Origin of the sequence: Catenulispora sp. MAP12-49, assembly GCF_041262705.1 — a bacterium.
Taxonomy (GTDB): Bacteria; Actinomycetota; Actinomycetes; order Streptomycetales; family Catenulisporaceae; genus Catenulispora.
This window is the reverse complement of the sequence record NZ_JBGCCP010000004.1, coordinates 122,531-147,784: the sequence shown is the minus strand read 5'-3', so window position 1 is coordinate 147,784 and position 25,254 is coordinate 122,531. Positions and strand designations below refer to the sequence as shown.

Genomic DNA, 25,254 nt, shown 5'->3' with positions numbered 1-25,254 from the left:
AGGAATCGAGCATTTATGATCACCCTGCTGAACGAATGACCGAGCATGCCGAAGCCGCGACCAAGGCAGCGCCTTTGTCGCGGCTTCGGCTGACAGCTGGAGGGCCTACGAACCCTGCTGAGCCGCCCCGTGCTCAGAACCCGCATGCTCCGAACCCCCGTGGTCGCGCACCATCTCGCGCAGCACCGGCCCGTAGTCGGGGTGCGCGAGCGCTGAGGCGAACTGCGCGACGAGGTAGTCCGTCGGGTTGCCCGTGTCGTACCAGTGTCCGTCGATGACCTGTCCGTAGACGGCTCTGGTGGCGGCATAGGCGTTGATCGCGTCGGTGAGGTAGACCTCGCCGGTCTGGTGTTGCGCCCAGCGTTCGGTGATGGCCTCGATCTCCTCCACGATCGGCGGTGTGACCACGTACCCGCCGATGGCCGCGTACTCCGACGGTGCGATGTCGGGCTCGGGCTTCTCCAGCAGCCTGCTGATGCGCAGCAGGCCGTCGCCGAGGTCTTCCTTGACCTCGGGAACGCCGTAGCGCCCGGAGTCCTCCCGCTTCATGGGCATCAGCGCCAGGACCGGGCAGCCGGTCTTCTCGTAGGCGGCGATCAGCTGCTGGGCGCGGGGGACCTTGGCCACGAACACGTCGTCCGGCCACAGCACCAGCATCGGCTCGTCGCCGGTGCCGCGCGCGGCGTTCAGGACCGGGGTGCCGTTGCCGTACGGGCCCTGCTGGTCCAGGTACGTGATGTGCCCGGCGCGCGCCAGTTCCGCGACGTCCTGCACGGCCTTGGCGTACGCGTGCTTGTTCTCGGCGTGGAGCTGGTCGACCAGGGCGGGGTTCGGGCGGAAGTGCTGTTGGATGAGATCCTTGCCGCCGGACACCACGATCGTGATGTCGGTGATGCCGGATGCGACCAGTTCGCGGACGGTGTGCTCGATCACCGGCCGGTCGCCGACCGGCAGCATCTCCTTGGGGATGGCCTTGGTGAGGGGCAGGAGGCGGGAGCCGATGCCGGCCGCGGGAATCACGGCTCTTCGGATCGCCTGCGTCATCGAATACCTCCGGTAGCGTCAGTGCAATTCAGGTCCGTCGCATGTCCTGCTTGAGGCTCTTCAAACAGTCTCGTGCATGTCAAACGGTCTCGTGTCCCGGCCGGGCCTGCCGCTGCGCCAGCAGATCGGCCAGCATCACCGCGACGTCCGCGGTGTCCGGCACGGAGTACTCGGCCAGGCTCCGGCCGGGGCCGACCTTCACGCCCACGTCCGGGCCGGCCAGGCGCGCGAACGCCTTCTCGTCCGTGACGTCGTCGCCGACGAACAGCGCCGCGGTGGCGTCGGCCTGACGGCGCAGCATGTCCAGGGCCGCGCCCTTGTCGGTCTCCAGGACCGCGAGCTCGATCACGGCCTTGCCCTCGGTGACGTGGATGCCCGCCCAGCGCGCCGGGCCGGAGCGGACCGCTTCCAGGACGGACTCCCCGACCGCGGGCTCGGCGCGGCGCACGTGCACCGCGACGCTTGCCGGCTTCGTCTCCAGGAACACGCCGGGCGCGTGCCCGACGAGTTCCTCCAGGCCGGCCTCCAGCTTGCGACGCAGTGCCTGCGCCTGGTCGTCCAGCGCGTCGGCGAACCCGGCGTCGAACTCCGCTCCGTGGCTGCCGACCAGGTGCACCCCGGACGACGCCCCGGATGACCGTGATGACCCGGACGACCCGGATGACCCCGACGGCCCGTTCGACCCCGAAGCACCGGACAGCCCGGACAGCGCGGCCAGGTCGCGCAGGGCCCGGCCGGAGATCAGCCCGACGCTCGTGTCGGGCAGCTCGGCCAGCGATCGCAGGGCCCGCATCGCCTCCGGGCGCGGAACCGCCTTGGCCGGGTCCTCGACGATCGGCGCGAGCGTGCCGTCGTAGTCGCACACCACGAGCAGCCGGGGCGTGCGGGCCAGGCCCGCGACCGCCTGGCGCAGCGGTGCGGACAGCGTCTCGGCGGCCATCAGGCGGCCGGTTCCGCGCCGGCGTGGTCGGCGGCGTGGTCGGCGGCGTGCTCGGCGGCGTGCTCGGCGGCGTGGTCGCCGGTGTGGTCGGCAGTGTGCTCGCCCAACTCGGCCGTCTCGGGATCCAGGAAGTCGAGGAACGATCGCGCCCACCGGTCCACGTCGTGGGTCATCACCTGCCGGTGCATCGTCCGCATCCTGGAGCGTTCCTCCATCGGGTCCATCGTCATCGCCCGCTCCAGGCCCCGGGCGACGCCGTCCAGGTCGTGCGGATTGACGAGCACGGCGCTGGTCAGCTCGGTCGCGGCCCCGGCGAACTCGGAGAGCACCAGCACGCCGTCGAGCCCGCGGCGGGTGGCGACGTACTCCTTGCAGACCAGGTTCATCCCGTCGCGCAGCGGCGTGACGACCATGACGTCGGCCGCGGCGTACAGCGCGACGAGCTCCTCCCGGCCCACCGGCTGGTGCAGGTAGTGCACGATCGGGCGGCCGACCCGGCCGAACTCGCCGTTGAGCCGCCCGACCTGCTCCTCGATGCTGCGGCGCATCGCGATGTACTGGTCGACGCGCTCGCGGCTCGGGGTGGCCAGCTGGACCATGGCCACGCTCTCCGGGTCCACGCGCTTGGCGACCAGCAGCTCGCGCAGGGCCCGCAGCCGCACGTCGATGCCCTTGGTGTAGTCCAGCCGGTCGATGCCCAGCAGCAGGTGCTCCGGGTCGCCCATCTCCGCGCGCAACTGCTGGGCGTGTTTGATGATCGCGGGCTGCCGGGACATCGCGTCGAAGGAGGCCGCGTCGATCGAGATGGGGAAGGCCCCGACCCGGACGTGGCGGCCCTCGAACGGCACCGATCCGGGGCGGCTGCGGACCTTCACCGCCGCCCTGGACGGTTCCAGGTCGAGCAGGCGCCGGGCCAGCCACAGGAAGTTCTGGGCACCCAGGGGCATCTGGAACCCGACGACGTCGGCCCCCAGCAGCCCGCGTACGATCTCGGTCCGCCACGGCAGCTGCATGAACAGCTCGACCGGCGGAAACGGTATGTGCAGGAAGAAGCCGATGTGCAGGTCCGGACGCTGCTCGCGCAGCATCGCCGGGACCAGCTGGAGCTGGTAGTCCTGCACCCACACCGTGGCGCCCTTGCCGGCGGCGGCCGCGGCGGCGTCGGCGAAGCGCTGGTTGACCTCGACGTACCGGTCCCACCAGGCGCGCTCGAACACCGGCTTGACCACGACGTCGTGGTAGAGCGGCCACAAGGTCGCGTTGGAGAAGCCCTCGTAGTAGTCCCGGATGTCAGCGCCGGACAGCCGCACCGGGTGCATCGACAGGCCCTCGTCCTCGAACGGCTCCACGTCCAGATCGGGCTGCCCGGACCAGCCGACCCAGGCGCCCTTGCGGCTGCGCAGGAACGGCTCCAGCGCGCTGACCAGGCCGCCCGGGCTCGAACGCCACCGCTCGGTCCCGTCCTCCAGGCGCTCCAAATCGACCGGCAGCCGGTTGGCGACCACCAGGAACTCCGCACCGCGCACCGTACTCACTCCCACGCGCCAATCGCCTCATCCATCGCTACTGGCCCCCGGCAGATGCCGCGAGGTGGCGAGTCACTGCCGGCAGGGCTCGGGTCACCGCCGGCAGGGCTCGGGCCGATGTCGGTCTTCAGCAGGTTTCGGACTCCGGAATCGATTCTCGGCATCCGCCGCGCGACACGCATCCCCAGCGCCCGGAAGGCGGGCGTCCGGTCGTCGGCGGTTCGGCCGTTCGGTGCGGTGGCAGGGCATGGAACCACGCCAGTGCTCACAGGTCTCACGCATCCCCTTCTTCCGCGGCACGACGGCCAGTGGATGGCCACAGTCGCGGTAAGGGTTCAGAGTGCCCAGCACCGGCAACTTCAAACGGACTGGATCACGCGTCGTCACGGCGTGACAAACGGGTGACCCTCCCGATTCGGTTCGGATAAGCCGGGCATCTGTCGGTCATTGCCGTCGCCGCCGGGTCGATTCGAGAGGTCAAGTGATGAGTACTGTCGCGGGAGAACCGACCGGAACAGTTCATCGCAGCCTGGTTCCCGCGCGCATGGACCGGCTGCCGTGGAGCAGATTTCACTGGCTTGTCATCGTCGGACTCGGGGTGTCGTGGATCCTGGACGGCCTGGAGATCCAGATCGTCTCCCAGGCCGGCTACCAGAGCTCGCTGGGCCTGACCAACGCCGAAGTCGGCGCGGTCGGGTCGGTCTATCTGGCCGGTGAAGTAGTCGGGGCGCTGGTCTTCGGCCGGATCACCGACCGGCTGGGACGCCGCAAGCTGTTCATGATCACCCTGGGCATCTACCTGGTCGCCAGCGGCCTGGCCGGCTTCTCCTGGGACCTGTGGTCCCTGCTGATCCTGCGGTTCATCGCCGGAACCGGCATCGGCGGCGAATACACCGCCATCAACTCCGCGATCGACGAGCTGATCCCCTCCCACTACCGGGGGCGCGTCGACATCGCCGTGAACGGCACCTACTGGGGCGGCGCGGCACTCGGCGCGGCCGCGAACCTGTTCCTGCTCTCCGACGCGGTCCCGCAGAACATCGGCTGGCGGATCGGGTTCCTGATCGGCCCGGCGATCGGCATCGCGATCATCTTCCTGCGACGCCACATCCCGGAGAGCCCGCGCTGGCTCATGACCCACGGCCGCCAAGAGGAGGCCGAACAGGTCGTCGACGACATCGAGGCCCGCGTGGAGGCCGACGGGGTGCGGCTGCAGGAGGTGCCGGACAGCCAGGCGCTGGAGATCACCCCTGAGAAGAGCATCAGCTACCCGCAGATGGCGAGGGTGTTCTTCGGGCAGTACCCGCGGCGGTCCATCCTGGGCTTCTCGATGATGGTCACCCAGGCCTTCCTCTACAACGCGATCTTCTTCACCTACGCCTTGGTGCTCCAGCATTTCTATGGCGTGTCGAAGGCTCACACGAGCTACTACTTCTTCCCGTTCGCCCTGGGCAATCTGGCCGGACCGCTCCTGCTGGGGAAACTGTTCGACAGCGTCGGGCGGCGCAAGATGATCCTGCTGAGCTACGGGCTCTCCGGGGTGCTGCTGCTGGTGTCAGCGTTCTTCTTCCGCGCCGGTGTGCTGAACGCCACGACGCAGACGGCGTTCTGGTGTGTGACGTTCTTCTTCGCCTCGGCCGGCGCGTCCTCGGCCTACCTCACGGTCAGCGAGATCTTCCCGCTGGAGCTGCGTGCCCAGGCGATCTCCTTCTTCTTCGCCATCTCCCAGGGCGCGGGCGGCGTGGTCGCACCGTTCTTGTTCGGCCACCTCATCGGCGGCCAGAACAACCCGCATCCGGACCGCGTGCCGCTGTTCTGGGGCTACGTCATCGGCGCGGTCATCATGATGATCGGCGGCGCCGTCGGCTGGTTCCTCGGGGTGAACGCCGAACGCCAGTCCCTGGAGAACGTCGCGCCGCCGATCTCGGCCCGGGGCACGAGCAGCGGTGCCGCTTCCGCGGCGAGCGCGTAGCCGGACCGGCGGACGAGAAGGCTGTAGCGGATGCCGCGGATCCCGGCCCGGGTGGCTTCCTTGGCGCGATACCGCCACGACCCGGTGGTCATGTGGACGCTGCGCGCCACCGCGGCGGCGGTCATCGCCTACGCCGTCGCGCTCCAGCTGAGTTCTTCCTCGGCCCCGCTGACCGCGCCGCTGACGGCGCTGCTCGTTGTCCAGGTGACGCTGTACTCGACGCTCACCACCGGGGTCGAACGGGTGATCGCCGTCGTGGCCGGCGTGCTGATCGCCGTCGGCTTCAGCATCGTGGTGGGCCTGTCCTGGTGGAGTCTGGGCCTGATCATCCTGGCCTCGCTCACCGTCGGCGAGATGATCCGGGTCGGCGACTTCGTCAACGAGGTCGCGATCAGCGCGATGCTGGTGCTGGGCGTGACGCAGCTGGCGTCCCAGGCGTGGGACCGGGTGCTGGAGACGCTGATCGGCGCGGGGGTCGGGCTGCTGTTCAACGTGCTGCTCGCCCCGCCGGTCTGGGTCGATCCGGCCGCCGAGTCGATCGTCGGGCTGGCGCGCCGTACCCGGAACCTGCTCCTGAGCATCGGCGAGGAGCTGGACAACCCGGTCCCGGTCCACCAGGCCGCCGACCGGCTGCACGAGGCACGCCGGCTCGACCAGGCCGTCACCGACGTGGACGCCGCGCTGCGCCAGGCCGAGGACAGCCTGCGGCTGAACCCCAGGATCAGCGAGGGCCTGCTGGCCCGCATCGTGCTGCGCACGGGGCTGGACACGCTGGAGATCTGCGTGGTCGTGGTGCGGGTCCTGGCCCGGTCGATGACCGACCTGGCCAAGCGGCGCGAGCAGGGCGAGCCGCTGTTCCCCGCCGACACCGCGCAGGCGCTCCAGGAGCTGCTGGCCGACGTGGGCGCGGCCCTGGTCAGCTACGCGGTGCTGGTGACGACGCCGGTCAGTGAGAACGCCGAGGTGGCGGAGGACCGGCTGGCCGCCGAGCTGTCGGCCGCCTGGGACCGCCGGGAGCCGGTCGCGCAGCTGCTGCTGCGAGCCGTCCAGCAGCACCCTTACGCCTGGCAGCTGTACGGGTCGCTGCTGGCCGAGATCGACCGGATGCTCGACGAGATGGACCTGGAGCACCGCTCGCAGCGCCTGATGGAGGAGCTGGACCGGGCCGCGGCGGCGCGGCACGCGAGGAAGGAGCGGCTGGCCGGGCTCAAGCGGTTCGCGCGGATGGAGCGGCTGCGGCGTCCGGCGGGCTGACCGGCTGAGGTTCTGAAGTTCTGTGGTTCTTAGGCTCCGAAGTTCCAGCGGCGCCGGTCAGGCGTCGGAATCCGACTCGTGCCAGGCGGTCCCGCCGTGTCCGTGGTCGTGGTCGGCGTCCAGGCCGGCGGCGATCCCGTCGTCGCCCCGGCTGAGCTTGGCCAGCGCCTCGCCGACGCGGGTGGCCAGCATGCCGGAGATCATCGAGGGGTTCAGCAGCGGCCCGCCGTCGATGACCCGGGGCCTGGGGACGCCGCTGCCGGGTCCGAAGTCGGCGGGGATGACCGCGACGCGCGCCGCGCCGAGCTGCTCGCAGCGCTCCAGCACCTCGGCCAGGCTCGGGTCGCCGCCGCGCAGCGCGACCTCCACCCACGGGACCTCGGCCTGCACCCGGACCAGGTGGGCGATCCGGAAGAGCTCGGCGTCGTCGAACTTGTTGGCGGCCTTGGCGGTCAGCACGACCGCCAGGTCCTTGGCCTGGACCGGGTCGGCGACCTGGGCCACCGCGACCCGGAGCCAGCCGGTCAGCAGGGTCGCGGTCCCGAACGGCTCGGCCAGGAACACCCGGCCCGCGGCGGCGCCGTCGGCCACCACCATCAGCGTGCGGGCGGCGTCGGCCACCAGCTGCGGGTCGCGGCCCAGCGTCATCGGCACCACGCACACCGGCAGATCGGTCCTGTCAAGGGCCTGACGCACGACCTCGTCGAGCGGCTGGCGCGCCGACGCCGAGCGGAACAGCGGCCCGCGCTCGGCCAGCGGCTCCACCTCCACGGTGGCGCCGCCCTCGTGGCCTCCGACGATGACCACGGCGGCCCGGCCGGCCTCACTGCTGCCCGGGAGCGTCACCGTCGGGACCCGGCCGTCCCGCCGCCAAGCGCGGGGTGCGGCTCGCCGTCAGCAGGGACTGAATCCTCGGCGCGCTGAGTTATCACAGATCATGTATATATCGTCGACCCGGCGAGCGCACCGGCCGATGACACAAACGGGTGACAATTCTGAGATTGACATCACACCCGCCGTCCGGCACTCCGACCTGCCCGATCGGGTCCGCCGGGGCCACCGGGTTTGCCGCCCCGGATCGGGGTCACCAGGAGCGGGACCGGGGCCGCCCACCACGAAGGGAGCCGGCGATGAATTCCCGACCGGAGACGAGCGAACGCGACGACCGCGACGACCGCACCGAGCGCACCGACCGCCCGAAGACACCTCCGCCGTCCGAGGAACACCTTAAGGAACACCTTGAGGAGATGACGGAGGAGACCGCCGAGGTGATGGACTCCGCCCGGCGGGACGTGGCGCGGGCGAAGGCGACCCTGCACGACCAGATACTCCCCGACTCCCCGGCCGCTGTGGAGACGGCCGAGGAACCGCCCTCGCACTGAGGGCACTGAGGTGATCGCGTCGTCCAGACAATCCGGGGTAACAGTGCCAAGCACTGGAAGAGGGGGGTCCGCGTGGCGGAATCGAAGGCGCTCGAGACGTCAGGGAACGACGACCGCAGCCTGCGCAGCCGGGTCGGGATATCCGCGGACGCGCTCCTGGACCAGGTCCTGGCCCGCGCCCGCAAGCTGCCGGTCCGCGACCGCGCGACGCTGCGCGCGCACTATCCGGACCTGTCGCCGGACCAGGTCGCCGAACGGCTGATCAGCACGGCGGCGCGCGCCTCCTCGGGGGCCGGTGCGGCCGTCGGGGCGTGGGCCGTGCTGCCGGTCGTGCCCGCGTTCCCCCTGGAGCTCGCCGCCGAGACCGTGGCCGCGGTGGCCATAGAGATCAAGCTCGTCGCCGAGTTGCACGAGGTCTACGGTCTGGCCGTTCCGGGCCCGGCGCCGCGGCGGATGACCGCGTACACCGTGGCGTGGGGAGAACGGCGCAGTGCGGTGTTGGCGCCGGCCGGGCTCGTCCTCACGGCCGGTTCCCGGCTCCAGCGCAAGCTGTCGCGCAGGGTGGCCGCGCGCGCCGGGCGAAGCGCGTTCTCCCTGGCGCCGCTGCTGGCCGGTGCCGCGTTCGGCGCGTTGTTCAATCGGCGCGAGACGCTGGGGCTCGGGCGGGCTGTGCGGGCCAGTCTGCTTGAGGAACCGGGGGTCAACAGGACTTGGGACTGAGCCCCGCCGCCGCGCGGCACGCATGAACTTCGGCAATCGGGACATGAAGCGCGGCGACAACGCCACAGCCCCGCGAGAAGCTGGAGCCCGAAGCGATGACGACGAACACTGCCGTGCACTCCGTACCGACCACCTGCCCAGCACGACCAGGATCACCGTCGAGCGCCGTCACCGACCGGTGAGGGGGCTTCCGATGCGCACCACGCTTCAGCAGCTCGCCGCCCTCGGCCAGACGCCCTGGATCCACCACCTGTCCCGCGACTGGATCCACGACGACCGCCACGGCCTGCGGCGCCTGATCCGCTGCGGGATCACCGGCGTGGTCGCCGATCCGGCGTCGCTGGCCGCCGCGCTGGCGCACACGACCGCCTACGACGACCAGATCAGGACCCTGTCGCCGCTCATGGACGACAGCGAGCGGGTCCGCCGCCAGCTGGTGCGCGCCGACGCCCAGCAGGCCTGCGACCTGTTGCTGGAGACGGTGGTCGCGGACAAGCCGATGGACGGCTGGGTCGCGGTGGACATCGATCCGCGCCGCACCGCCGACGCGGCGGCGGCCGTGGACCAGGCGCAGTGGCTGGCCGAGGCGATCGGCCGCCCGAACCTGCTCATCGGCATCCCGGCCGCCGGCGGCGGGCTGACCGCGATCCAGGAGGCCACCGCGCGCGGGCTGTCGGTCATGGCCACCGGCGTCCACTCCCCCGGGCGCTACCGCCAGACCGCGATCGCCTATCGGCGCGGCCTGGCCAGACTGGTGGCCGCCGGCGGCGATCCGGGCGCGGTGACCTCGGTCGCCTCGGTCCCGATCGCGGCGCTGGACGAGAAGGCGGACCTGCGGCTGCGCGCGATGGGCCGGCGTCCCGACCTGGCCGGCACCTTCGGGGTGGCCACGGCGGCGTTGATACGCGCCGAGTACCTGGCGTTCTTCACCGGGGAGGCCTGGGAACCGCTGGCCGCGCTCGGGGCCACCCCGCAGCGCTGTCTGTGGTCCGGGCTCACTGTGCCGGACGCCCGGCAGCCGGAATCGCGGTACGTGGAGTCGCTGATCACGCGCGGGAGCGTCGCGTTGCTGAGCCCTTACACGGCTGACGCCTTCCTGGCCGGCGGCCATGCCCGGCCGATGGCCGACGCGCAGATACCGGCGGCGCGGCGGACCCTCGCGGCGCTGGTCAAGGCCGGGATCAGCCCACTGGTGATCGCGGGGCTGCTGGAGGCGGAGGCCGTGCGGCGCGGGGCGGAGGCGTTCGAGGGTGTGCGGGCTCTGATCGCCGAGAAGCGCGCGCTGCTGGGTGTCGGGGTGGGGCGCTGAGCCTGCCCGCGGGCAGGCTCAGCCGACGTCGGAGGGACCGTCTGCCCGCCGATCGCGAACCGAGGACAGCATCTCCGCCGCGTCGCAAGGGTCCGCGCCGAGCTCCAGGAGCTTGCGGCGGTCCCGCTCAGCGGCCCGCGCGCGCTTGCGGGCGGCCCGGATCAGGCGCAGCTGCTGGTACTCCAGCGGCTGCTGGTTGCCCGGGTGGGCCTGGACCGCGTAGACCAGTTGATCGGCCCAGGCGATGGCCACGATCTCCTCGGCCTGGCGCACCGATGCGCGTGCGTGCAGCTCGGCCAGGGCCGCCAGCCGCTTCTGCGCCCTCGTCGGACGCCCATGCATGAGGAACCACAGCATTGGCACATCACCCCATCGATCCCGGTCGCCCCGACGACGGCCGCCACACGCTCGGCTGAGTGCCTGGTGTCCAAGTCGTCAGCGCACAAACGGGGCAGGCGGGAGGGAATGGAGCTCTGCAATGCCATCCCCTCCCGCCGCGCATCAGCGGGAATCAGCGGGCATCCATCAGCCCGCCGTCCCCCGCACGATCTCCCCGATCTCCTCCGACACGGCGTCGGCCACCGTCACCGACCGCTCGATCAGGCCGTTGGCGAAGAACAGGTCCGCGGCGTGCTGCTGCTCGGCGACGAAATCGGCGTCCAGCGGGAGCAGGCCCCAGGGGCGGGTGCGCAGCGCGTGCTCCCATTCGGCGGCCGGGCGGCCGTCGTCGGCGGCGAAGAACTCCGCCGCCTCGGCCGGGTGGGCGGCGGTCCAGGCGTCGGCCTCCTGGAGGGCCGCGATGATCGCGGCGAGGTCGTCGCGGCGGTCGGTCGCGAAGGCGCGGCTGGTGAACCACAGTGAGCGGTGGCTGAACAGGCCGTCAGTGGGGATCAGTTCCCTGATCTGCGTCTGCTCCTCGACCTTCGTCAGGTACGGGTAGGAGCCGACCCAGGCGTCGACCTCGCGGGCCAGGAAGCGCTCGGCGGCGTCGCCGTAGACGTCGACCGGCGTGATGTCGGACCAGCCCAGGCCCGCCTTCTCCAGCGCCAGGAGCAGCAGCGTGGTCTGCCAGGATCCGTGGCCGAGGGCGACGCGCCTGCCCTTCAGGCCCCCGGGGTCGGCGATGTCGGAGTCGGCGTGCACGACCAGGCGGCCGTTCTCCACGCGGGGGCCGGAGACCGCGACGTAGACGATGTCGTGCCCCTTGGCCTGCGCGGTGACCGGCGGGGTGGAGCCGGTGCCGATGAAGTCGTAGCCGCCGTCGAACAGGTGGTCGCCGTGGGCCGAGGGCAGTGCACGGGTCGGGTCCACGCGGGGGCCGTGCTCCAGGCTGCGCAGGTCGACCCACTCGACGCCGGGGAGCCGCTGCTCCAGGATGCCGAGGTGGCGCAGCACGAACAGCGAGTTGTTCTGCGGGAAGTAGCCGACGCGGACGGTCATTGCGGGTTTCCTTTCAACAGGGGCAGGACGTGGCGGCCTACCCGGCGCGCCTCTTCCAGGTGCGGGACTCCGGCGAGGATGAAGGCGTCCACGCCGAGCGCGATCAGTTCGTTGAGCCGGTCGGCGACCTGGCGGTAGTCGCCGACCAGGCCGAAGGCGGGTCCCGGGCGCAGCCGGTGGAAGCCGCCCCAGACGTTCGGCGCCACTTCCAGCGCGCGGTGGGAGCCGTCGGCGCCGGCGGTGAAGTCCTGGCTGCGCCGCCAGCCGACCGAGTCCCCGGACGCTCCGCCCTCGCGCTCGGCCGCCGAGCCCTCAGCACCCTCCTCGGGCAGCCCGGCCCAGCCGCGCCGGATGACGTCCCAGGCCTCTTCCTCGGTCTCGCGCGCCAGGATGTCGATCCGGACGGCGAACTTCGGCGGCTTCGGACTGCGCTCGCGCACCGCCGCGAACTTCGCGGCCAGCGCCTCGAACGGCTCCAGCCACGACAGGTAGTAGTCCGCATGACGCCCGGCGGCCTCGATCGCCGCCGGGGACGAGCCGGAGAAGAAGATCTCCGGGAACGGCTGCCCGGCCAGCGTCGGGGGCAGCCCGCCGTCGGTGACCTGGTAGAAGCGCCCGTCGTGCTGGAACAGGCCGTCGCCGGTCCACACACCCTTGAGGACGTCGAGGAACTCCGAGGTGCGCGCGTAGCGGTCGTCGTGCCCGGTGGTGTCGCCCCACCACAGCTGCGCCGGTCCGCCGCCGCCGGAGATGATGTTGTAGACCAGGCGTCCCCCGGTGGCCTTCTGCAGCGTCGCCGACATCCGTGCGGCCTGCACCGGATGCAGGAACCCGGGCTGGAAGGCGACCATGAACCGGTAGTTCCGCGACTCGGCGGCCAGGGTCGCGGCGGCGGCCCAGGGGTCGTCGGTGTGCGGGAAGGAGGGCAGCAGGCCGCCGACGAAGCCTGATTCCTCCGAAGCTCGGACCACTTCGGCCATGTAATCGGCGTGGGTGAAGCCGTCGTCCGCACCGTGGTCGCGGTTGCGGCCGGGAGCCAGCCCGCCGGACAGATGCGGGGCGAATCCGCCCCGGGTGCTGCCCGGCTCGTACAGCGACTTCTGGTCGCCCTCCATCGCGATGCGCCAATAGATGTCAACCGACATGGGCCGGCTCCCCTTCACCGATCCGGTAGACCTCGCCTGGGTCGTGGCTCACGGCGAAGAAGGACTCTTCGTTCCCTGCGAAGGCGATACGCGGAAACGCGTGCTCGGACAGCACTTCGGGCAGGCCGTCGGGACGCTGCCAGAAGTCGCGCGCGGTCTCGACGAACGCCGCGGATTCGGCGTCGTCGTCCAGGTACCAGCCGAGGCGTCCGCCGGAGAAGCGTTGCAACGTGGCCGACAGTTTCGCCGCGTACTGCGGGGTGGCGATCCACGGCTGGATGCCGGCGAAGACGGTGATGTGCCGAGTCGCCCGCAGCAATCCCGCAGCGGTGACCAGGGGTTCGGGACCTTCGGGATCGTAGGGCACGACGACGCCGGCCAGCCCGGCGAGATCGGCGGCCTTGGCCAGAGCCAGGAACGGATCGGACGCGGCGGGGCGCAGGTCGGTGATGAAGTCCGGGAGCGTGACCGGCGGCGGGGCCTCGGCCGCCGGAGGCAGCACTATGTGGATGCGGCTCATATCAGGGGTCTTCCTTCAGAGTTCTTGCGGGGCGATCGCAACGCGAGTTCGGCGAGCAGCGCGGCTCCGTCGGCCAGGACGGCGTCGTCGAAGACGGCCAGCGGCGAGTGGTTGGGCGCGGCACGTTCGGCGTCCAGGTCCTGCGGACGGGCGCCGAGCGACACCATCGCGCCGGGCACCTCGGCCAGCACGCGTCCGATGTCGTCGGAGACCAGCGCCGGCCGTTCGGCGGCGGCGTGGCGTTCGGCGCCGAACACCTCGGCGCAGGTGTCGGCGACGAAGTCCGCGGCGTCCGGGGCGTTCACCGTCACCGGGTAGCCCTGGCTGTGCACGACCTCGGCTTCGACACCGTGCGCGGCGGCGATGCCGTGGACGACGCGCTCGATCTCGGCGGCCAGGCGCCGGTGGGCGTCGTCGCTGAAGGCCCGCAGGGTGGCTGCCAGGTACGCGGTGTCCGGCACGATGTTCGGCGCGGTGCCCGCCGACACCCGGCCGACCGAGACCAGCACCGGTTCCAGGGCGTCGAAGCGCCGGGTGACCATGGTCTGCAACGCCCCGATCGCCGCGCCGAGGGCCGGGATCGGGTCGCGGGCGGCGTGCGGCCAGGCGCCGTGCCCGCCGCTGCCGCGGAACACCACCTCGACGGTTCCGGACGCGGCCAGGGCCGGACCGGAGCGGGTACCGAAGCGGCCGAGCGGAGAGGAGGATGACGCGTGCAGCGCGTAGGCGGCCGCGGGCCGGGTTCCGGCGGCGTCGAGCAGCCCTTCCTCCAGCATCAACCGCGCGCCGTCGTGTCCTTCCTCGCCGGGCTGGAACATCAGGATCACGTCCCCGGGCAGCCGGTCGCGGCGGGCGGCAAGGAGCCTGGCCGCGCCGACGAGCATCGCCGCGTGCAGGTCGTGGCCGCAGGCATGGGCCGCGCCGGGGGTTCGGGAGGCGAAGTCCAGGCCGGTGGCTTCGGTCAGCGGGAGCGCGTCGAGGTCGGCCCGCAGCAGGATGGGAGCAGCCGGTGTGGAGGTTGGCGCCGGTTTTGAGGCGCGCACCACCGCGGTGACCGAGGTCAGAGCTTCGCCAAGTGTGACCTCCAGACCGAGACCGTCAAGCGCGGCCAGGATTTTCTCCTGGGTACGCGGCAGGTGCAGACCGATCTCGGGGTCCGCGTGCAGATCCCGGCGCAGGCGGGTCAGGTCCGGGTGCAGCTGCCGGGCGTCGTCGAGGACTGTCATGCGGCGCTCTTTGTGCCGACCGACGTCACGCCGAGTTCGGCGAGCAGCCGGCGACGCAGCACGGGGAAGGCCGGATCGGCGTCGTCACGGGGCCGGCTCAGGCCGACGGGCTCGTCGAGGACCAGCCGCCCTCCCCCGCCGAGCACCACGACGCGGTCCGCGAGCCGGATCGCCTCCTCGACGTCGTGGGTCACCAGCAGCACCGCCGGGCGGTGCCGCGCGACCAGGTCGGCCACCAGGTCCTGCATCTTCAGGCGGGTCAGCGCGTCCAGCGCCGCGAACGGCTCGTCGAGCAGCAGCAGCCCGGGTTCGCGCACCAGGGCCCGGGCCAGCGCCACGCGCTGGGCCTCCCCGCCGGACAGGGTCGCGGGCCAGGCGCGGGCGTGGCCGGCCAGGCCCACCTCGGCCAGCGCCGCCAGGGCGGTGGCCCGGGTGGCGGCCCCGCGCGGCAGGCCGAGCGCGACGTTGCCCAGCACCCGCTGCGACGGGATCAGGCGCGGCTCCTGGAAGACCACGGTCCGCTGCCGGGGCACCAGGACCTCGCCGCCGTCGGGCCGGTCCAGCCCGGCCAGCAGCCGCAGCAGCGTGGTCTTGCCCGAACCGCTGGCGCCGAGCAGCGCCACGAACTCCCCGCGCCGGATCTCCAGATCCACGCCGTCGAGCACGGTCCGTCCGCCGAACTCGCGCCGGACGCCCTTGATCTGCACAGCCGTGCTCATCGGGTGCCTCCCACCGCGTTGCGCCAGGGCATCAGGACGCGTTCCAGGGCCCTGATGAGGACGTCGGCGGCCAGGCCGAGCAGACCGTAGATGAGGATGCAGACGGTCAGGATGTCGGTCCGGGAGAAGTCCTGCGCCTGCGCCATCAGGTAGCCCAGGCCGGCGGTGGAGTTGATCTCCTCGGCGGCGATCAGGGCGATGACGCTCAGCGTGGTGGACAACCGCAGGCCCGACAGGATCGCGGGCAGCGCGCCGGGCAGCACGATCCGCCGGACCGTGGCCAGCCGGCCCAGCCCGAAGGCGCGTGCCGCCTCCACCAGCTTGGGATCGGCACTGCGCACCGCACCGGAGGTCGACACGTACATCGGGAAGGTCGTGGCCACCGCGATCAGGATGATCCGGGCGGCCTCGCCGATGCCGAACCACACCATGAACAGCGGCACCAGGGACAGGAACGGCAGGGCCCGCAGGGTCTGCATGGCCGAGTCGAGCAGGTCGTCGCCGACGCGCGAGAAGCCCGCCGCGACACCGAGCACGAGCCCGGCCGTGACGCCCAGCAGCAAGCCCGTCCCGGCGCGGGCCAGGGAGACGGTGAGTGCCTGGGACAACTGGCCGCTGCGCCACAGGTCGACCGCCTGCCGCAGCACGTCCGGCGGCGAGGCGAGCAGGTCCTTGGTCAGGACACCGGTCGCCGAGGCGGTCCACCAGCCGGCCAGGATGACCAGCGGACCCAGCGCGCGCAGCACGAAGGCCAGGCCGCGGGGGCGGCGGCGGGTGCGGCGGACGTGCGGGGTGACGAGGTCGAGGGGTGCGGCTGAATCGATCGGCTCGGCAGGCGAGATCGGTTCACCGGCCTTGGTATCCAGCGCCGTCATCACGACCCCCCCGCCAGGGTCGTCACGTCGAGCACGTTCGGGGCGAGGTCGACCACGCCGGGCGTCACCTTCTCGTCGGCGAAGAACTGGGCGACCTCCTTGAAGTTCGCCTGGTCCGCTGCGGTGATCGGGGAGGTTGGGCTGCCTGCCTTGTAGTCGGCGATCGTCAGGTCCTTCTCCTTGCCGGACACGGCGTCCGGGCCGGAGGTGTGGAACACGTTGATGTAGGCCTCAGGGTTCTGCGCCTGCTTGGTCTCGGCATCGTGCAGGTAGTCATAGAGCGCCTTCACCACTGCGGGGTACGCGGTCGCGAACTCGTTGCGCACGGCCCAGACCGCGTAGTTCTGCGAGCCGATGTCGCCGCCGGTGACCAGGAAGTGCTCGCCGGCGTTGGCGCGTTCGGAGATCGAGAAGGTGGCCCAGGTGGCCCAGGCGTCGACCTGGCCGGAGTGCAGGACCGCCGCGCTCTGGTTCGGCTGCAGGTACACCCGCTGGACCGAGGAGTCCGGGATGTGGTTCTGTGCCAGGGCCTTGAGCAACAGGTACTCGCTGGAGCCGCCGTGCCAGACCACGACCTTCTTGCCGGCCAGGTCCGCGACGCTGTTGATGCCGGAGTTGTCCTTCACCAGGATGCCCTCGCCGACCTTGTCCGGGGCGACGGCGGCGAACAGCTTGAAGCCGGGTTTCTGGGCGAGCGCGGCGACGGCGGAGGTGATGGAGCCCTCGGCGACGTCCAACTGGTCCCCGTCCAGTTCCTGCGCCGCGGGGGCGAAGGCGCCGGCGCTGCCGGTCCAGGCGACCTTGGCGCCGACCTTGGCCAGCGCGGCGGCCAGGCTGCCGTCCTTCTTGCCCAGCGCGAGCGCGCCGGAGTTGCCGGGGTCCGGGATGCGGATCGTGACGCTGCCCGAGCCGGCGAGCGCGGCGGCGCCGGTGTGCGGATCCTGCGAGGAGGCGGACTTCGAGGAGGAGCAGGCGGCTGCGGAAGTGGCGAAGAGAGCCGCGGTGAGGACGGCGGAAATCCGGCGGATCGAAGCATTCATCAGGGGTTCCTTGTCAGGATGGGAAATGGAAAGGCGGCGCGGGAGGCGGATCAGCGTGCTGCCGCCAGCGACCGGGCGGCGGCCAGCGCCTCGGGCGCGGCCCAGGCCGCGACGTCCACCGGGCCGGCCAGGAAGCCCTGGCCGCGCAGGAAGCGCTCCTGCCGCGCCAGCAGCTCCAGGCGGTGGTCGGACAGGTCCAGATGCAGGTCGGAGGACCCCGCGCCGCGATAGGCGCCGGCCACGCCCTCGGGCCCGGCGCCGGTCTCGGCGGCCAGGATCCGGGCCAGGTCCCGCGGGTGCGATCCGGCCCAGTCGGCGGCCTCGACCAGCACCCGCAGGAAGCGCACGACCAGGTCGGGATGCCGGTCCAACAGGTCCTGGTGCACCGTCACGGGACGCGGCGTCCCGTTGTTGACCCGCACCGCCGGGTCCTCGAAGGTGTCCAGGTCGATGCCGATGACCGCGCCGTGCGCCGCCGCGGCCTCCACCGCCAGCGCGCCCTTGACGTACACGGCGTCGACCCGGCCGTCGCGCAGCGCTTCGAGCTCGGCGATCCACTGTCCCGCCGACGGCGCCGCGACGACCTCCACCGGTGTGACATCGGCCAGGCCGAGCCCGGCGGCGGCCAGCGCGCCGTGGAACCCGGCCAGCGCCATCGCGCGCCAGAAGTCGATCGCGATCTCGCGGCGCGGGACCGCGATCCGGAGCCCGGCCAGATCGGCCGGTTCGGCGACGCGCCCACGGTCCTCGGCGCGCACCAGGATCGCCTGCCGCTCCTCGATCCAGGTCAGCCCGATCAGCCGCGTCGGCTCCCCCGCCGCCCGCGCCCACAGCGCCGGGACGTTCCCGCCCTCCCGGAACAGTCCGGTCAGCGCGTGGGTGAAGTGCCGCTCGCGCGGTACGTCGCCGCCGGCGTCCTGGAGCGAGCGGACCACCAGGCCGTCGGCGGCGAATTCGGCGGCCAGCCAGCCCCGGTCGGCGGCGATGCCGGTGGCGGTCGGGACCGGGCAGCGGGTGAACCACAGGGTGTCGAGCGAGGTGGCGGATGCGGGCATGGCGGTGTCCTCACAGGTGGACGCGGTGGACGCACCGGCGCAGCACTGAAGAACGCAGGGCGGCGCCGGAAGGCGAAGAAGAAGAAACGCGACAGGAGCGCGGGTGTGACGAAGAGATCGGTGCGTGGCACAGAGCCTGTCAAAGACAGACGCAGAGCCTGTCAGAGACAGACGCAGAGCCTGTCAGAGACAGACGCAGAGCCCGCCGATGAGATCAGACCGGACAGATCGCGCTGGAGACGCGCACCAGATCGACATGGCGTCGCACGGTCAGAACGAGCCGGACCGGCGGGCAGGCAGGCCGCGGACGCAGAGGGCCGGTTACGTATCCGTACATCGCGGTCCTCCCCTCAGCTCCCCATCCCGGTGTGGCGCCGACCGGGCGCCTGGCTTCCACTATCCGGGAGGAGACGAGCGAAGACAATCGCCGCACGAGAATCGTCCACACTGCGGGATTAGTTCGGTGCCAGAGACGTTGACAGCACTCAGAGCTTCCACACTATGGAATACTCCAGCGCATGGACCGAGATTTCGCGCCGACCCCGCCCCGCGAGGGCGCGCAGGCGGTGCACCGGACGCTGGCGCTGCTGCAGTGCTTCTCCGACAGCCCGCAGGACCTGTCCGCGTCCGACCTGGCGCGGCGCACCGGCCTGGCCCTGTCGACGGCGCACCGCCTTCTGAAAGTCCTGACGAACGAGGCGCTGCTGGAGCAGGACCCCGCGACGTCCCGCTACCGCCTCGGCCCGGTGCTGGCCGAACTCGGCCGCCTGGCCTACCACCGGCGCGGCCTGCACCGCGCCGAACCGGAACTGGCCGACCTGGCGACCCGCACCGGCGCGACCGCGGACCTGGCCGCCCGGGTCGGGGAGCACGCCGTGATCCTGGTCGGCGGCTCGCTGGACCGCGACGGCGCCCGGGCCCTGCGCCGCCCCCTGCACTCCACCGCGCTGGGCAAGGTCCTGCTGGCCTGGGGCGAGGACGCGGACCTGGCCGCGCTGCCGCTGGAGCAGCTGACCCAGCGCACCATCACCGATCCGCAGGAGCTGCGGGACGAGTTGGCGCGCGTGCGCACCGCGGGCTTCGCCCTCAACGAAGGCGAGTCCACGGCGGGCGTGCGCACCGTCGCCGTCCCGGTCCTGGACCACGAGAACCGCGCACGCTTCGCGCTGGCCCTGCGCTCCTCGCCCGAAGCGATGGCGAGCGCCCGGCTCGGCTGGTTCGCCGAGCAGGCCGCGGCGTGCGCGACCGCGTTGGAGGTGCTGTTGCTGCCGCCCGGCCAGCGGCGCACGCAGCCGCGTCCGCCGATCGCTCTGCCATAGCGGCGCCCGGTGTCGGTGTCGGTGTCGGTATCAGCGTCGGCGTCACTTCCTGACGCGCGCCAGGAAGGCATCGATACTGGCGTTCATCCGCTCGATCTTGTCCTCCAGCGTCAGCGTCTCGTAGTAGTCCGGATCGGTGGCGGCCACCTTGGCGCCGCGCAGGAACAGCGAGCACGCCAGGTCCACGCACATGTGCTGGCCGACCGAGTTCCCCTGGCGTCCGGCCTCGCCGGTGCGCCGTGCGGTCATCAGCGCGACGTCGCCGCCGGTGCGCGCGGTCTGGCACAGGGAGCAGATGCCGGTCGCGGTGAAGCCGCGCGAGGTGCCCGAGCCCGCGACGCGCAGGGCGACGCCGACCAGGCCGCCGTCGCGCTCGGCGACCAGGTAGGCGCGGTCCAGGGCGCCCGGTTCGCGCCAGCCCAGGAAGTCCAGGTCGTCCCAGGGGCGTTCGTCGAAGTCCCGGGGCATGCTCAGGCGCTGGGACTCGCCCTTCGAGAGGTTGATGAAGGATCCCCGGATCTGGCGCTCGGTGAGTGGTTTCATAGAGGGGACCGTAACTTTCCTAGAGCCTCTAGGCAATTGGTTAAGGGGTCTCAACCGGCGGAGGGCTGCGCATGGCACGGGCGGGACTGACCGCGGAGCGCCTGGTGCGCGCGGCCGCGGACATGGCCGACGAGGTCGGGTTCGAGAAGGTGACGGTCTCCGCGCTGGCCCGGCGCTTCGGGGTGAAGGACGCGAGCCTGTACTCGCACGTCAAGAACGCCCAGGAACTCCGCTCCGGGGTAGCCGCACTGGCCCTGACCGAGCTCGCCGACCGGGCCGGCGAGGCACTGGCCGGCCGCTCCGGCAAGGAGGCGCTGCGGGCGTACGCCGACGCCTACCGCACCTACGCCAGGAAGCATCCCGGCCGCTACGCCGCGTCCTGGCTGATGCTGGAGGCTGAGACGGCGGTCGTCGGCGTGAACCGGCGGCACTCGGAGCTCACCCGGGCCCTGCTGCGCGGCTACGCGCTGCGGGAACCGGACGAGACCGACGCCGTGCGGATGCTGCACGCCACCCTGCACGGCTTCGTACGGATGGAGGCGGCAGGCGGCTTCGAGCACCACGCGCGGTCCGTCGCGAAGTCATGGGCTCGGACGGTGGACGCGTTGGACGTGGCGCTGCGCAACTGGCCGGAGGCGGAGTAGTCGAGAAGCAGACGAGGAGCAGTCCCCCACTCACCCGCGGTGCACAGGAGCCAGATCGGCGAGCCCGGAGATGGTCAGCACCGGCTCCAGCAATTCGGTGGCGATCAGCTCGATGCGGTCGGCGTGGGTGAACAGGACACTCAATCCCGCGCTGTCCAGATACTCGATCCCCGTGAGGTCCACGACGACCGTCCCGGACTCCTGTTCCAGGGCCGTGGCCAGGACCCCGGTGTTACTCATGTCGATCTCGCCGACCGCCGTCAACACGGTCACGCCGTCCGGGCGCCGGCTGGAAGTCAGAGCAAGAGGTGTGGTCATGAGTCGATCCTCATATGCATGCGAACGGTGGTCCCGGTAGGTCCCGGTGTGACGACGACATGGTTCATCAGGGCACGCATCAACTTCAGACCGCGGCCCCGGTCGGTGCTGCCCTGTTCCTGCGGCGGCTTCCAGCTGCCGGTGTCGACGATGGTCAGGTACAGGCTGTCGACGTGCGCCTCGGCGCGGAAGAAGACCATGTCTCCGAGCGCGTCGCGGTGGCCGTGCTCGACCGCGTTGGCGCAGGCCTCGCCGACGGCCACCAGGATGTTCTGCGCGGTCCCCGGCGGCAGGTCGCACTGGCTGAGCCAGCCGCGCAGCGCCTTGCGGACCGGCGCGAGCTGCGAGGACTCGGCGGCGAAGGAGATCCGCAGCGGGGCCGGGTGCCGGTACAGCAGCAGCGCGACGTCGTCGTCGTAGCCGCCGGCCGGGGCCAGGCTGGTCATGAGATCGGTGGCGAGGTCGTCGACGGCGGCGTCGCGGCCGGCCCGGACCACCGCGCCGGCCGCGTCGATGCCCGCGCTGATCGAGCGGCGGCGACGCTCGACCAGGCCGTCGGTGTACAGCAGCAGTGTGGAGCGCGCCGGGATGGCACAGACCCCTTCGGCCCGGGCCAGGTCCGATTTGACCGCCAGCGGCAGCGAACGGCCCTGCTCCAGCAGGTGGGTGCTGCCGTCGGCGTGGACCAGGATGCCGGGCGGATGTCCGGCGCTGGAGTACGTCAGGGTGCCGGTCCCGGGGTCCAGCACACCGCAGAACACTGTGGTGCACACCGCTCCGGGCACGCCCACGGCGAAGTCGTCCAGGGCCTTCAGCACCCGGGACGGGCTCGCCTCCTGAAGGAGCAGCGCACGGCAGGCGCTGCGCAGCTGGCCCATGACGCTGGCGGCGCTGAGCCCGCGTCCCACACAGTCGCCGACGACGATGCCGATCCGCCCGTCCGCCAAGGGGATGGTGTCGTACCAGTCGCCGCCGACCTCCAGCGGCCGGGTGGCCGGCTCGTAGCGGACCGCGAACCCCTCGGGAAGCAAAGAAGGGCCGAGGATCGCGCGTTGCAGGGCTATGGCGGTCTGGCGCTGCTGGTCGATCTGGTGCGCCCGCGCCAACCCCTGAGCCAAGTGGCTGCCCAGCAGGGACAGCAGGAGCAGATCCTCGACCGAGAAGGGCCGCTGCTCGCCCAGGTCGATCCACAGGACCAGCGGGCCTTCCGGATGCTCCAGCGCGACGCTGGCGCCGCTGTCGTCCGCGACGGTGGTCAATGCGGGCTGATCGCGCAGCTCGGTGAGCACCCGGCGGCGCTCGGCGGGCAGATGCTGCCAGGCCAATACAGCATCGGTGGAGGTGAGCGCGGGCTCCTCGCCTGACTCACCCCCGGGTCCGAAGACGGCGGCCACGACACAGCGGGCATGCCACAGACTCTTGAGTTCCTCCAGCGCGCCGTCCACCGCTTCGCGCAGGCTGGTGGCTCGCGCCAGGCATCCGGCCAGAGCCGCCAGCGCGCTTTCCCGCTGGACCGCGTAGTGGTCGGCGGTCACGTCGCGGAAGGTCCCGACGATCACGGTGCGGTCCGAATCGGGATCGCGGACCTGGTTGCCGGCCACGCTGATCCACAGCCGGCGCCCGTCGCGATGGGTGACGGCGACGGTCTGCGCGCCCCGGTCCCGGCCGGGCAGCGCGGTGAAGGCCTCGGCGGCACGCCGGTGGGCCTCCGGCTCGGTGGCGGCGTCCGGCCACCATGGATGGGCCGGTCGGTAAGGCAGACCTTCGGGACCGTAGCCGAGGATGCCCTCGAAGGCCGCGTTCGCCTCGATGACCGTGCCGTCCTGCTCGCCGACGAAGAACGCCTCCTGCAGCGAGTCGACCAGCACGTTGCGCCACCGGATGTGGTGGCTGCGCAGCCGCGCCAGTTCGATGTTCGCCCGGACCCGGGCCAGGAGTTCGGCCGCCGCGAACGGTTTCACCAGGTAGTCGTCGGCACCGGCCTGAAGTCCTTCGATGGACGCTTCCTGGCCGGCTCTGGCCGACAGCAGCAGCACCGGGATCGAGGCGGTCCGCGGGTCGCCGCGCAGCGCCGCGACCAGGGCCAGGCCGTCCAGGTGCGGCATCATCACGTCGCTGATGACCAGATCGGGCAGGTCGCCGCCGACGGCTCGCAGGGCCGCGCGGCCGTCCGGGACCACGGTGACGTCGTAGCCCGCGCCGTGCAGGAGCCGGGCGAGGTACTCACGCATGTCGGCGTTGTCGTCGGCGATCAGTACCCGGCCGGACTCCGAGGCCCGCGCCGGCCCCAGCTCGGTCACGGTCTCCACGGCCTGCTCGCCGCCGTCGGCAGGCAACCAGCGCAGCGCCTCCTGCACGAACGGATCGGCACCGGCGCGCGCCGCGTCCTCCCCCGGCTCGGAGAAGACGGCGTCGGCGGGCAGATGCGCCGAGCCGAACGGCAGGCGGACGGTGAGGCTGGTGCCCTGGCCCACGACCGACGCCGCGGAGATGGAGCCGCCGTGCAGGGCGATGAGCTCCTTGGCGAGCGCCAGCCCGATACCGCTGCCCTCGGTGGACCGGGAGCGTGCGCTCTCGATGCGGTGGAAGCGCTCGAACAGCCGGGGCATCTCCTCGGGGGCCACGCCGATCCCGGTGTCGGCCACCTCGACCCGCGCCTGGCCGTCGACGGCGCGCACCGTCACCCGGATCGAGCCCTCGAAGGTGAACTTCAGCGCGTTGCTCAGAAGGTTGAGGACGACCTTCTCCCACATGTCGCGGTCGATGTAGACCGGCTCGGGCAGGGTCGGGCAGTCGACCTCGAAGTCCAGGCCGGCCTTGACGACCGCGGAGCGGAAGACGCTGGTCAGCTCCCGGGTCACGGCCGCGAGGTCGACGCGTTCGTAGACGGCCCGCATCCGGCCCGCCTCGATGCGGGAGAAGTCCAACAGGGTGTTGACCAGCTTGCCCAGGCGCATGCCGTTGCGGCGGACGACTTCCAGCTCCTCGCGGATCTGCGGGTCGGCGTCGGCCAGCTTGCTCTGCAGCTCCTGGACCGGGCCCATGATCAGGGTGAGCGGCGTGCGGAACTCGTGGCTGATGTTGGAGAAGAACGTGGTCTTGGCCCGGTCCAGCTCGGCCAGTTCCTCGGCGCGGCGCTGCTGGTCGCGGTAGCTGCGGGCGCTGCCGATGCCGGTGGCCATGTGGCCGGCGACCAGTTCCACGAAGGCGCTGTAGCCCTCGTCCAGGACGCGGTAGCGGTTCAGCGCCGCCGCCAGGAACCCGTAGGGCTGCCCGCCCTGCTGGCGCAGCGGCACCACCATCGCCTGGAGCGGCGGCAGTTCCCCGGCGCCGGTCGGCAGGTCGGCGAAGGCCGGGCCGTCCAGCGGCATCACGACCGACTCGCCGCGGGCGGCCGCCGCCACCGGCCAGATGGCGGCGGATCCGGCGGTCGGCGCTTGGGCGGTCAGAGGTTCGGCGGCCAGTGGTTCGGCGGCCAGAGGTTCGGAGGTCGGCAGTTCGGCGTCGATCGGTTCGGCGGCCAGCAGTTCGGCGGCGGCCGGGTGGCTGTCGGCGATGCCGGTGGCGGCGATCAGGTGCGCCGTGCCGTCTTCCTGGAACAGGTACGTCAGCGTGAACGGCAGGTCGTACGGATTGCGGTCGAGCTGAGCGACCGCGAAGTCGAGCATCTCCCGCTCCGTGCGCACCACGCTGAGGTCCGAGCCGAGATCGCGCAGGGTGGCCATCCGGCGCTCGCCGATGACCCGCTCGGTGTCCTCGCTGACCACGCAGAGCATGCCCACGATCGCGCCGTCGTCGTCACGCAGCGGGCTGTAGGAGAAGGTGTGGTAGCTCTCCTCGGGGTAGCCGGACCGTTCCAGGAACAGCAGCAGCGCCTCGTCCCAGGTCGCCTGGCCGGTGGCTAGCACCGTCTGGATCCGGGGGCCGATGGCGTCCCAGATCTCCTCCCACACCCGGCTGGACGGCCTGCCCAGCGCCCACGGGTATTTCTGGCCCAGGGTGTCCCGCCGGTAGGCGTCGTTGCAGAAGAAGGTCAGCTCCGGGCCCCAGGCCATCCACATGGGGAACCTGGAGGCCAGCAGGATGCTCACGGCCGTCTGCAGGCTGACCGGCCAGCCGTCCGGCCGGCCCAGCGGCGTCGCCGCCCAGTCCACGCGGGCCAGGTCGGCGCCGACTTTCGGGTCGGCGGCGAAGACCTCGGCCCAGCCGTCATCGTGAGGCACCACTGGAAACCCTTCGTCCACCGAAGCTCCTCGACAGCGC

The 25,254-nt window shown here is 71.8% G+C and carries 23 protein-coding genes and 1 pseudogene; 7 read left to right on the top strand and 17 right to left on the bottom strand.

Going from position 1 to position 25,254, the window contains the following annotated elements; translation table 11 throughout:
* Positions 1 to 105: 105 nt before the first annotated feature.
* The 3 genes and pseudogenes from ABIA35_RS10725 to ABIA35_RS10715 form a co-directional block, all read right to left on the bottom strand.
* Entirely contained in the window at positions 106 to 1,044 is a 939-nt protein-coding gene (locus ABIA35_RS10725; protein WP_370334197.1) for a UTP--glucose-1-phosphate uridylyltransferase, read from the bottom strand.
* A 106-nt stretch (positions 1,045 to 1,150) separates the two neighbouring features.
* Positions 1,151 to 1,984: pseudogene (gene otsB, locus ABIA35_RS10720) on the bottom strand (trehalose-phosphatase); the annotation flags it as partial.
* Positions 1,984 to 3,525 carry a trehalose-6-phosphate synthase gene (locus ABIA35_RS10715; RefSeq protein ID WP_370357715.1) on the bottom strand — a complete coding sequence of 514 codons (1,542 nt, stop codon included), beginning with the start codon at positions 3,523 to 3,525 and terminating at the stop codon, positions 1,984 to 1,986. The gene ABIA35_RS10715 and the pseudogene otsB, both read right to left, overlap by 1 nt.
* Positions 3,526 to 3,994: 469 nt before the next feature.
* Between ABIA35_RS10715 and ABIA35_RS10710 the strand changes: the two genes are divergently transcribed.
* Positions 3,995 to 5,482 (top strand): MFS transporter, encoded by a 1,488-nt coding sequence (locus tag ABIA35_RS10710; RefSeq protein ID WP_370334194.1) that lies wholly within the window; start codon positions 3,995 to 3,997, stop codon positions 5,480 to 5,482.
* A gap of 30 nt (positions 5,483 to 5,512) precedes the next feature.
* Positions 5,513 to 6,736 carry an aromatic acid exporter family protein gene (locus tag ABIA35_RS10705; protein ID WP_370357714.1) on the top strand — a complete coding sequence of 408 codons (1,224 nt, stop codon included), beginning with the start codon at positions 5,513 to 5,515 and terminating at the stop codon, positions 6,734 to 6,736.
* Positions 6,737 to 6,793: 57 nt separating this feature from the next.
* On the opposite strand, the gene ABIA35_RS10700 is transcribed toward ABIA35_RS10705, so the two are convergent.
* The gene (locus ABIA35_RS10700) at positions 6,794 to 7,582 is read right to left on the bottom strand and encodes a sirohydrochlorin chelatase (RefSeq protein WP_370357713.1); all 789 of its coding nucleotides are present in this window, start codon (positions 7,580 to 7,582) and stop codon (positions 6,794 to 6,796) included.
* Between the two features lie 284 nt (positions 7,583 to 7,866).
* Between ABIA35_RS10700 and ABIA35_RS10695 the strand changes: the two genes are divergently transcribed.
* The 3 genes from ABIA35_RS10695 to ABIA35_RS10685 all read left to right on the top strand — a co-directional run bounded on the left by ABIA35_RS10695 (position 7,867) and on the right by ABIA35_RS10685 (position 10,147).
* Positions 7,867 to 8,118 carry a hypothetical protein gene (locus tag ABIA35_RS10695; RefSeq protein ID WP_370357712.1) on the top strand — a complete coding sequence of 84 codons (252 nt, stop codon included), beginning with the start codon at positions 7,867 to 7,869 and terminating at the stop codon, positions 8,116 to 8,118.
* Between the two features lie 72 nt (positions 8,119 to 8,190).
* The gene (locus ABIA35_RS10690; RefSeq protein ID WP_370334190.1) at positions 8,191 to 8,838 is read left to right on the top strand and encodes a hypothetical protein; all 648 of its coding nucleotides are present in this window, start codon (positions 8,191 to 8,193) and stop codon (positions 8,836 to 8,838) included.
* Between the two features lie 193 nt (positions 8,839 to 9,031).
* Positions 9,032 to 10,147, top strand: coding sequence for a transaldolase family protein (locus ABIA35_RS10685; protein WP_370357711.1), 1,116 nt, complete (start codon positions 9,032 to 9,034; stop codon positions 10,145 to 10,147).
* A gap of 18 nt (positions 10,148 to 10,165) precedes the next feature.
* On the opposite strand, the gene ABIA35_RS10680 is transcribed toward ABIA35_RS10685, so the two are convergent.
* The 10 genes from ABIA35_RS10680 to ABIA35_RS10635 all read right to left on the bottom strand — a co-directional run bounded on the left by ABIA35_RS10680 (position 10,166) and on the right by ABIA35_RS10635 (position 18,504).
* Positions 10,166 to 10,504, bottom strand: coding sequence for a hypothetical protein (locus tag ABIA35_RS10680; protein ID WP_370334188.1), 339 nt, complete (start codon positions 10,502 to 10,504; stop codon positions 10,166 to 10,168).
* 168 nt (positions 10,505 to 10,672) lie between these two features.
* Positions 10,673 to 11,587 carry an ABC transporter substrate-binding protein gene (locus tag ABIA35_RS10675; protein ID WP_370334187.1) on the bottom strand — a complete coding sequence of 305 codons (915 nt, stop codon included), beginning with the start codon at positions 11,585 to 11,587 and terminating at the stop codon, positions 10,673 to 10,675.
* Positions 11,584 to 12,732, bottom strand: a complete 1,149-nt coding sequence (locus tag ABIA35_RS10670; protein ID WP_370357710.1) for an LLM class flavin-dependent oxidoreductase — start codon at positions 12,730 to 12,732, stop codon at positions 11,584 to 11,586. Before ABIA35_RS10670 ends, ABIA35_RS10675 begins: the two co-directional genes overlap by 4 nt.
* Positions 12,722 to 13,252, bottom strand: a complete 531-nt coding sequence (locus ABIA35_RS10665) for an LLM class flavin-dependent oxidoreductase (protein WP_370357709.1) — start codon at positions 13,250 to 13,252, stop codon at positions 12,722 to 12,724. The genes ABIA35_RS10670 and ABIA35_RS10665 overlap by 11 nt, the downstream gene beginning before the upstream one ends.
* Positions 13,249 to 14,478 (bottom strand): M20 family metallopeptidase, encoded by a 1,230-nt coding sequence (locus tag ABIA35_RS10660; RefSeq protein ID WP_370357708.1) that lies wholly within the window; start codon positions 14,476 to 14,478, stop codon positions 13,249 to 13,251. Before ABIA35_RS10660 ends, ABIA35_RS10665 begins: the two co-directional genes overlap by 4 nt.
* Complete coding sequence (locus ABIA35_RS10655; RefSeq protein WP_370357707.1) at positions 14,475 to 15,197, bottom strand: ABC transporter ATP-binding protein; 723 nt, start codon at positions 15,195 to 15,197, stop codon at positions 14,475 to 14,477. The genes ABIA35_RS10660 and ABIA35_RS10655 overlap by 4 nt, the downstream gene beginning before the upstream one ends.
* Complete coding sequence (locus ABIA35_RS10650) at positions 15,194 to 16,072, bottom strand: ABC transporter permease (RefSeq protein ID WP_370357706.1); 879 nt, start codon at positions 16,070 to 16,072, stop codon at positions 15,194 to 15,196. The genes ABIA35_RS10655 and ABIA35_RS10650 overlap by 4 nt, the downstream gene beginning before the upstream one ends.
* Positions 16,072 to 17,112, bottom strand: coding sequence for an NrtA/SsuA/CpmA family ABC transporter substrate-binding protein (locus ABIA35_RS10645; RefSeq protein ID WP_370357705.1), 1,041 nt, complete (start codon positions 17,110 to 17,112; stop codon positions 16,072 to 16,074). The genes ABIA35_RS10650 and ABIA35_RS10645 overlap by 1 nt, the downstream gene beginning before the upstream one ends.
* A gap of 50 nt (positions 17,113 to 17,162) precedes the next feature.
* Positions 17,163 to 18,167, bottom strand: coding sequence for an ABC transporter substrate-binding protein (locus ABIA35_RS10640; protein WP_370357704.1), 1,005 nt, complete (start codon positions 18,165 to 18,167; stop codon positions 17,163 to 17,165).
* A gap of 214 nt (positions 18,168 to 18,381) precedes the next feature.
* A complete protein-coding gene (locus ABIA35_RS10635; RefSeq protein WP_370357703.1) occupies positions 18,382 to 18,504 on the bottom strand; it encodes a putative leader peptide in 123 nt (40 codons plus the stop codon).
* Positions 18,505 to 18,685: 181 nt separating this feature from the next.
* Between ABIA35_RS10635 and ABIA35_RS10630 the strand changes: the two genes are divergently transcribed.
* Positions 18,686 to 19,486: an IclR family transcriptional regulator gene (locus ABIA35_RS10630; protein ID WP_370357702.1), complete on the top strand. Its 801-nt coding sequence runs from the start codon at positions 18,686 to 18,688 to the stop codon at positions 19,484 to 19,486.
* A 42-nt stretch (positions 19,487 to 19,528) separates the two neighbouring features.
* Here ABIA35_RS10630 and ABIA35_RS10625 read toward each other — a convergent pair whose 3' ends face one another.
* Positions 19,529 to 20,029, bottom strand: a complete 501-nt coding sequence (locus ABIA35_RS10625; protein WP_370334175.1) for an FBP domain-containing protein — start codon at positions 20,027 to 20,029, stop codon at positions 19,529 to 19,531.
* Positions 20,030 to 20,100: 71 nt separating this feature from the next.
* Here ABIA35_RS10625 and ABIA35_RS10620 point away from each other — a divergent pair, with 71 nt between their 5' ends.
* Positions 20,101 to 20,673, top strand: a complete 573-nt coding sequence (locus ABIA35_RS10620) for a TetR/AcrR family transcriptional regulator (protein ID WP_370334174.1) — start codon at positions 20,101 to 20,103, stop codon at positions 20,671 to 20,673.
* Between the two features lie 30 nt (positions 20,674 to 20,703).
* Here ABIA35_RS10620 and ABIA35_RS10615 read toward each other — a convergent pair whose 3' ends face one another.
* The gene (locus tag ABIA35_RS10615; RefSeq protein WP_370334173.1) at positions 20,704 to 20,991 is read right to left on the bottom strand and encodes an STAS domain-containing protein; all 288 of its coding nucleotides are present in this window, start codon (positions 20,989 to 20,991) and stop codon (positions 20,704 to 20,706) included.
* Positions 20,988 to 25,214 (bottom strand): SpoIIE family protein phosphatase, encoded by a 4,227-nt coding sequence (locus tag ABIA35_RS10610; protein ID WP_370357701.1) that lies wholly within the window; start codon positions 25,212 to 25,214, stop codon positions 20,988 to 20,990. The genes ABIA35_RS10615 and ABIA35_RS10610 overlap by 4 nt, the downstream gene beginning before the upstream one ends.
* Positions 25,215 to 25,254 lie beyond the last annotated feature (40 nt).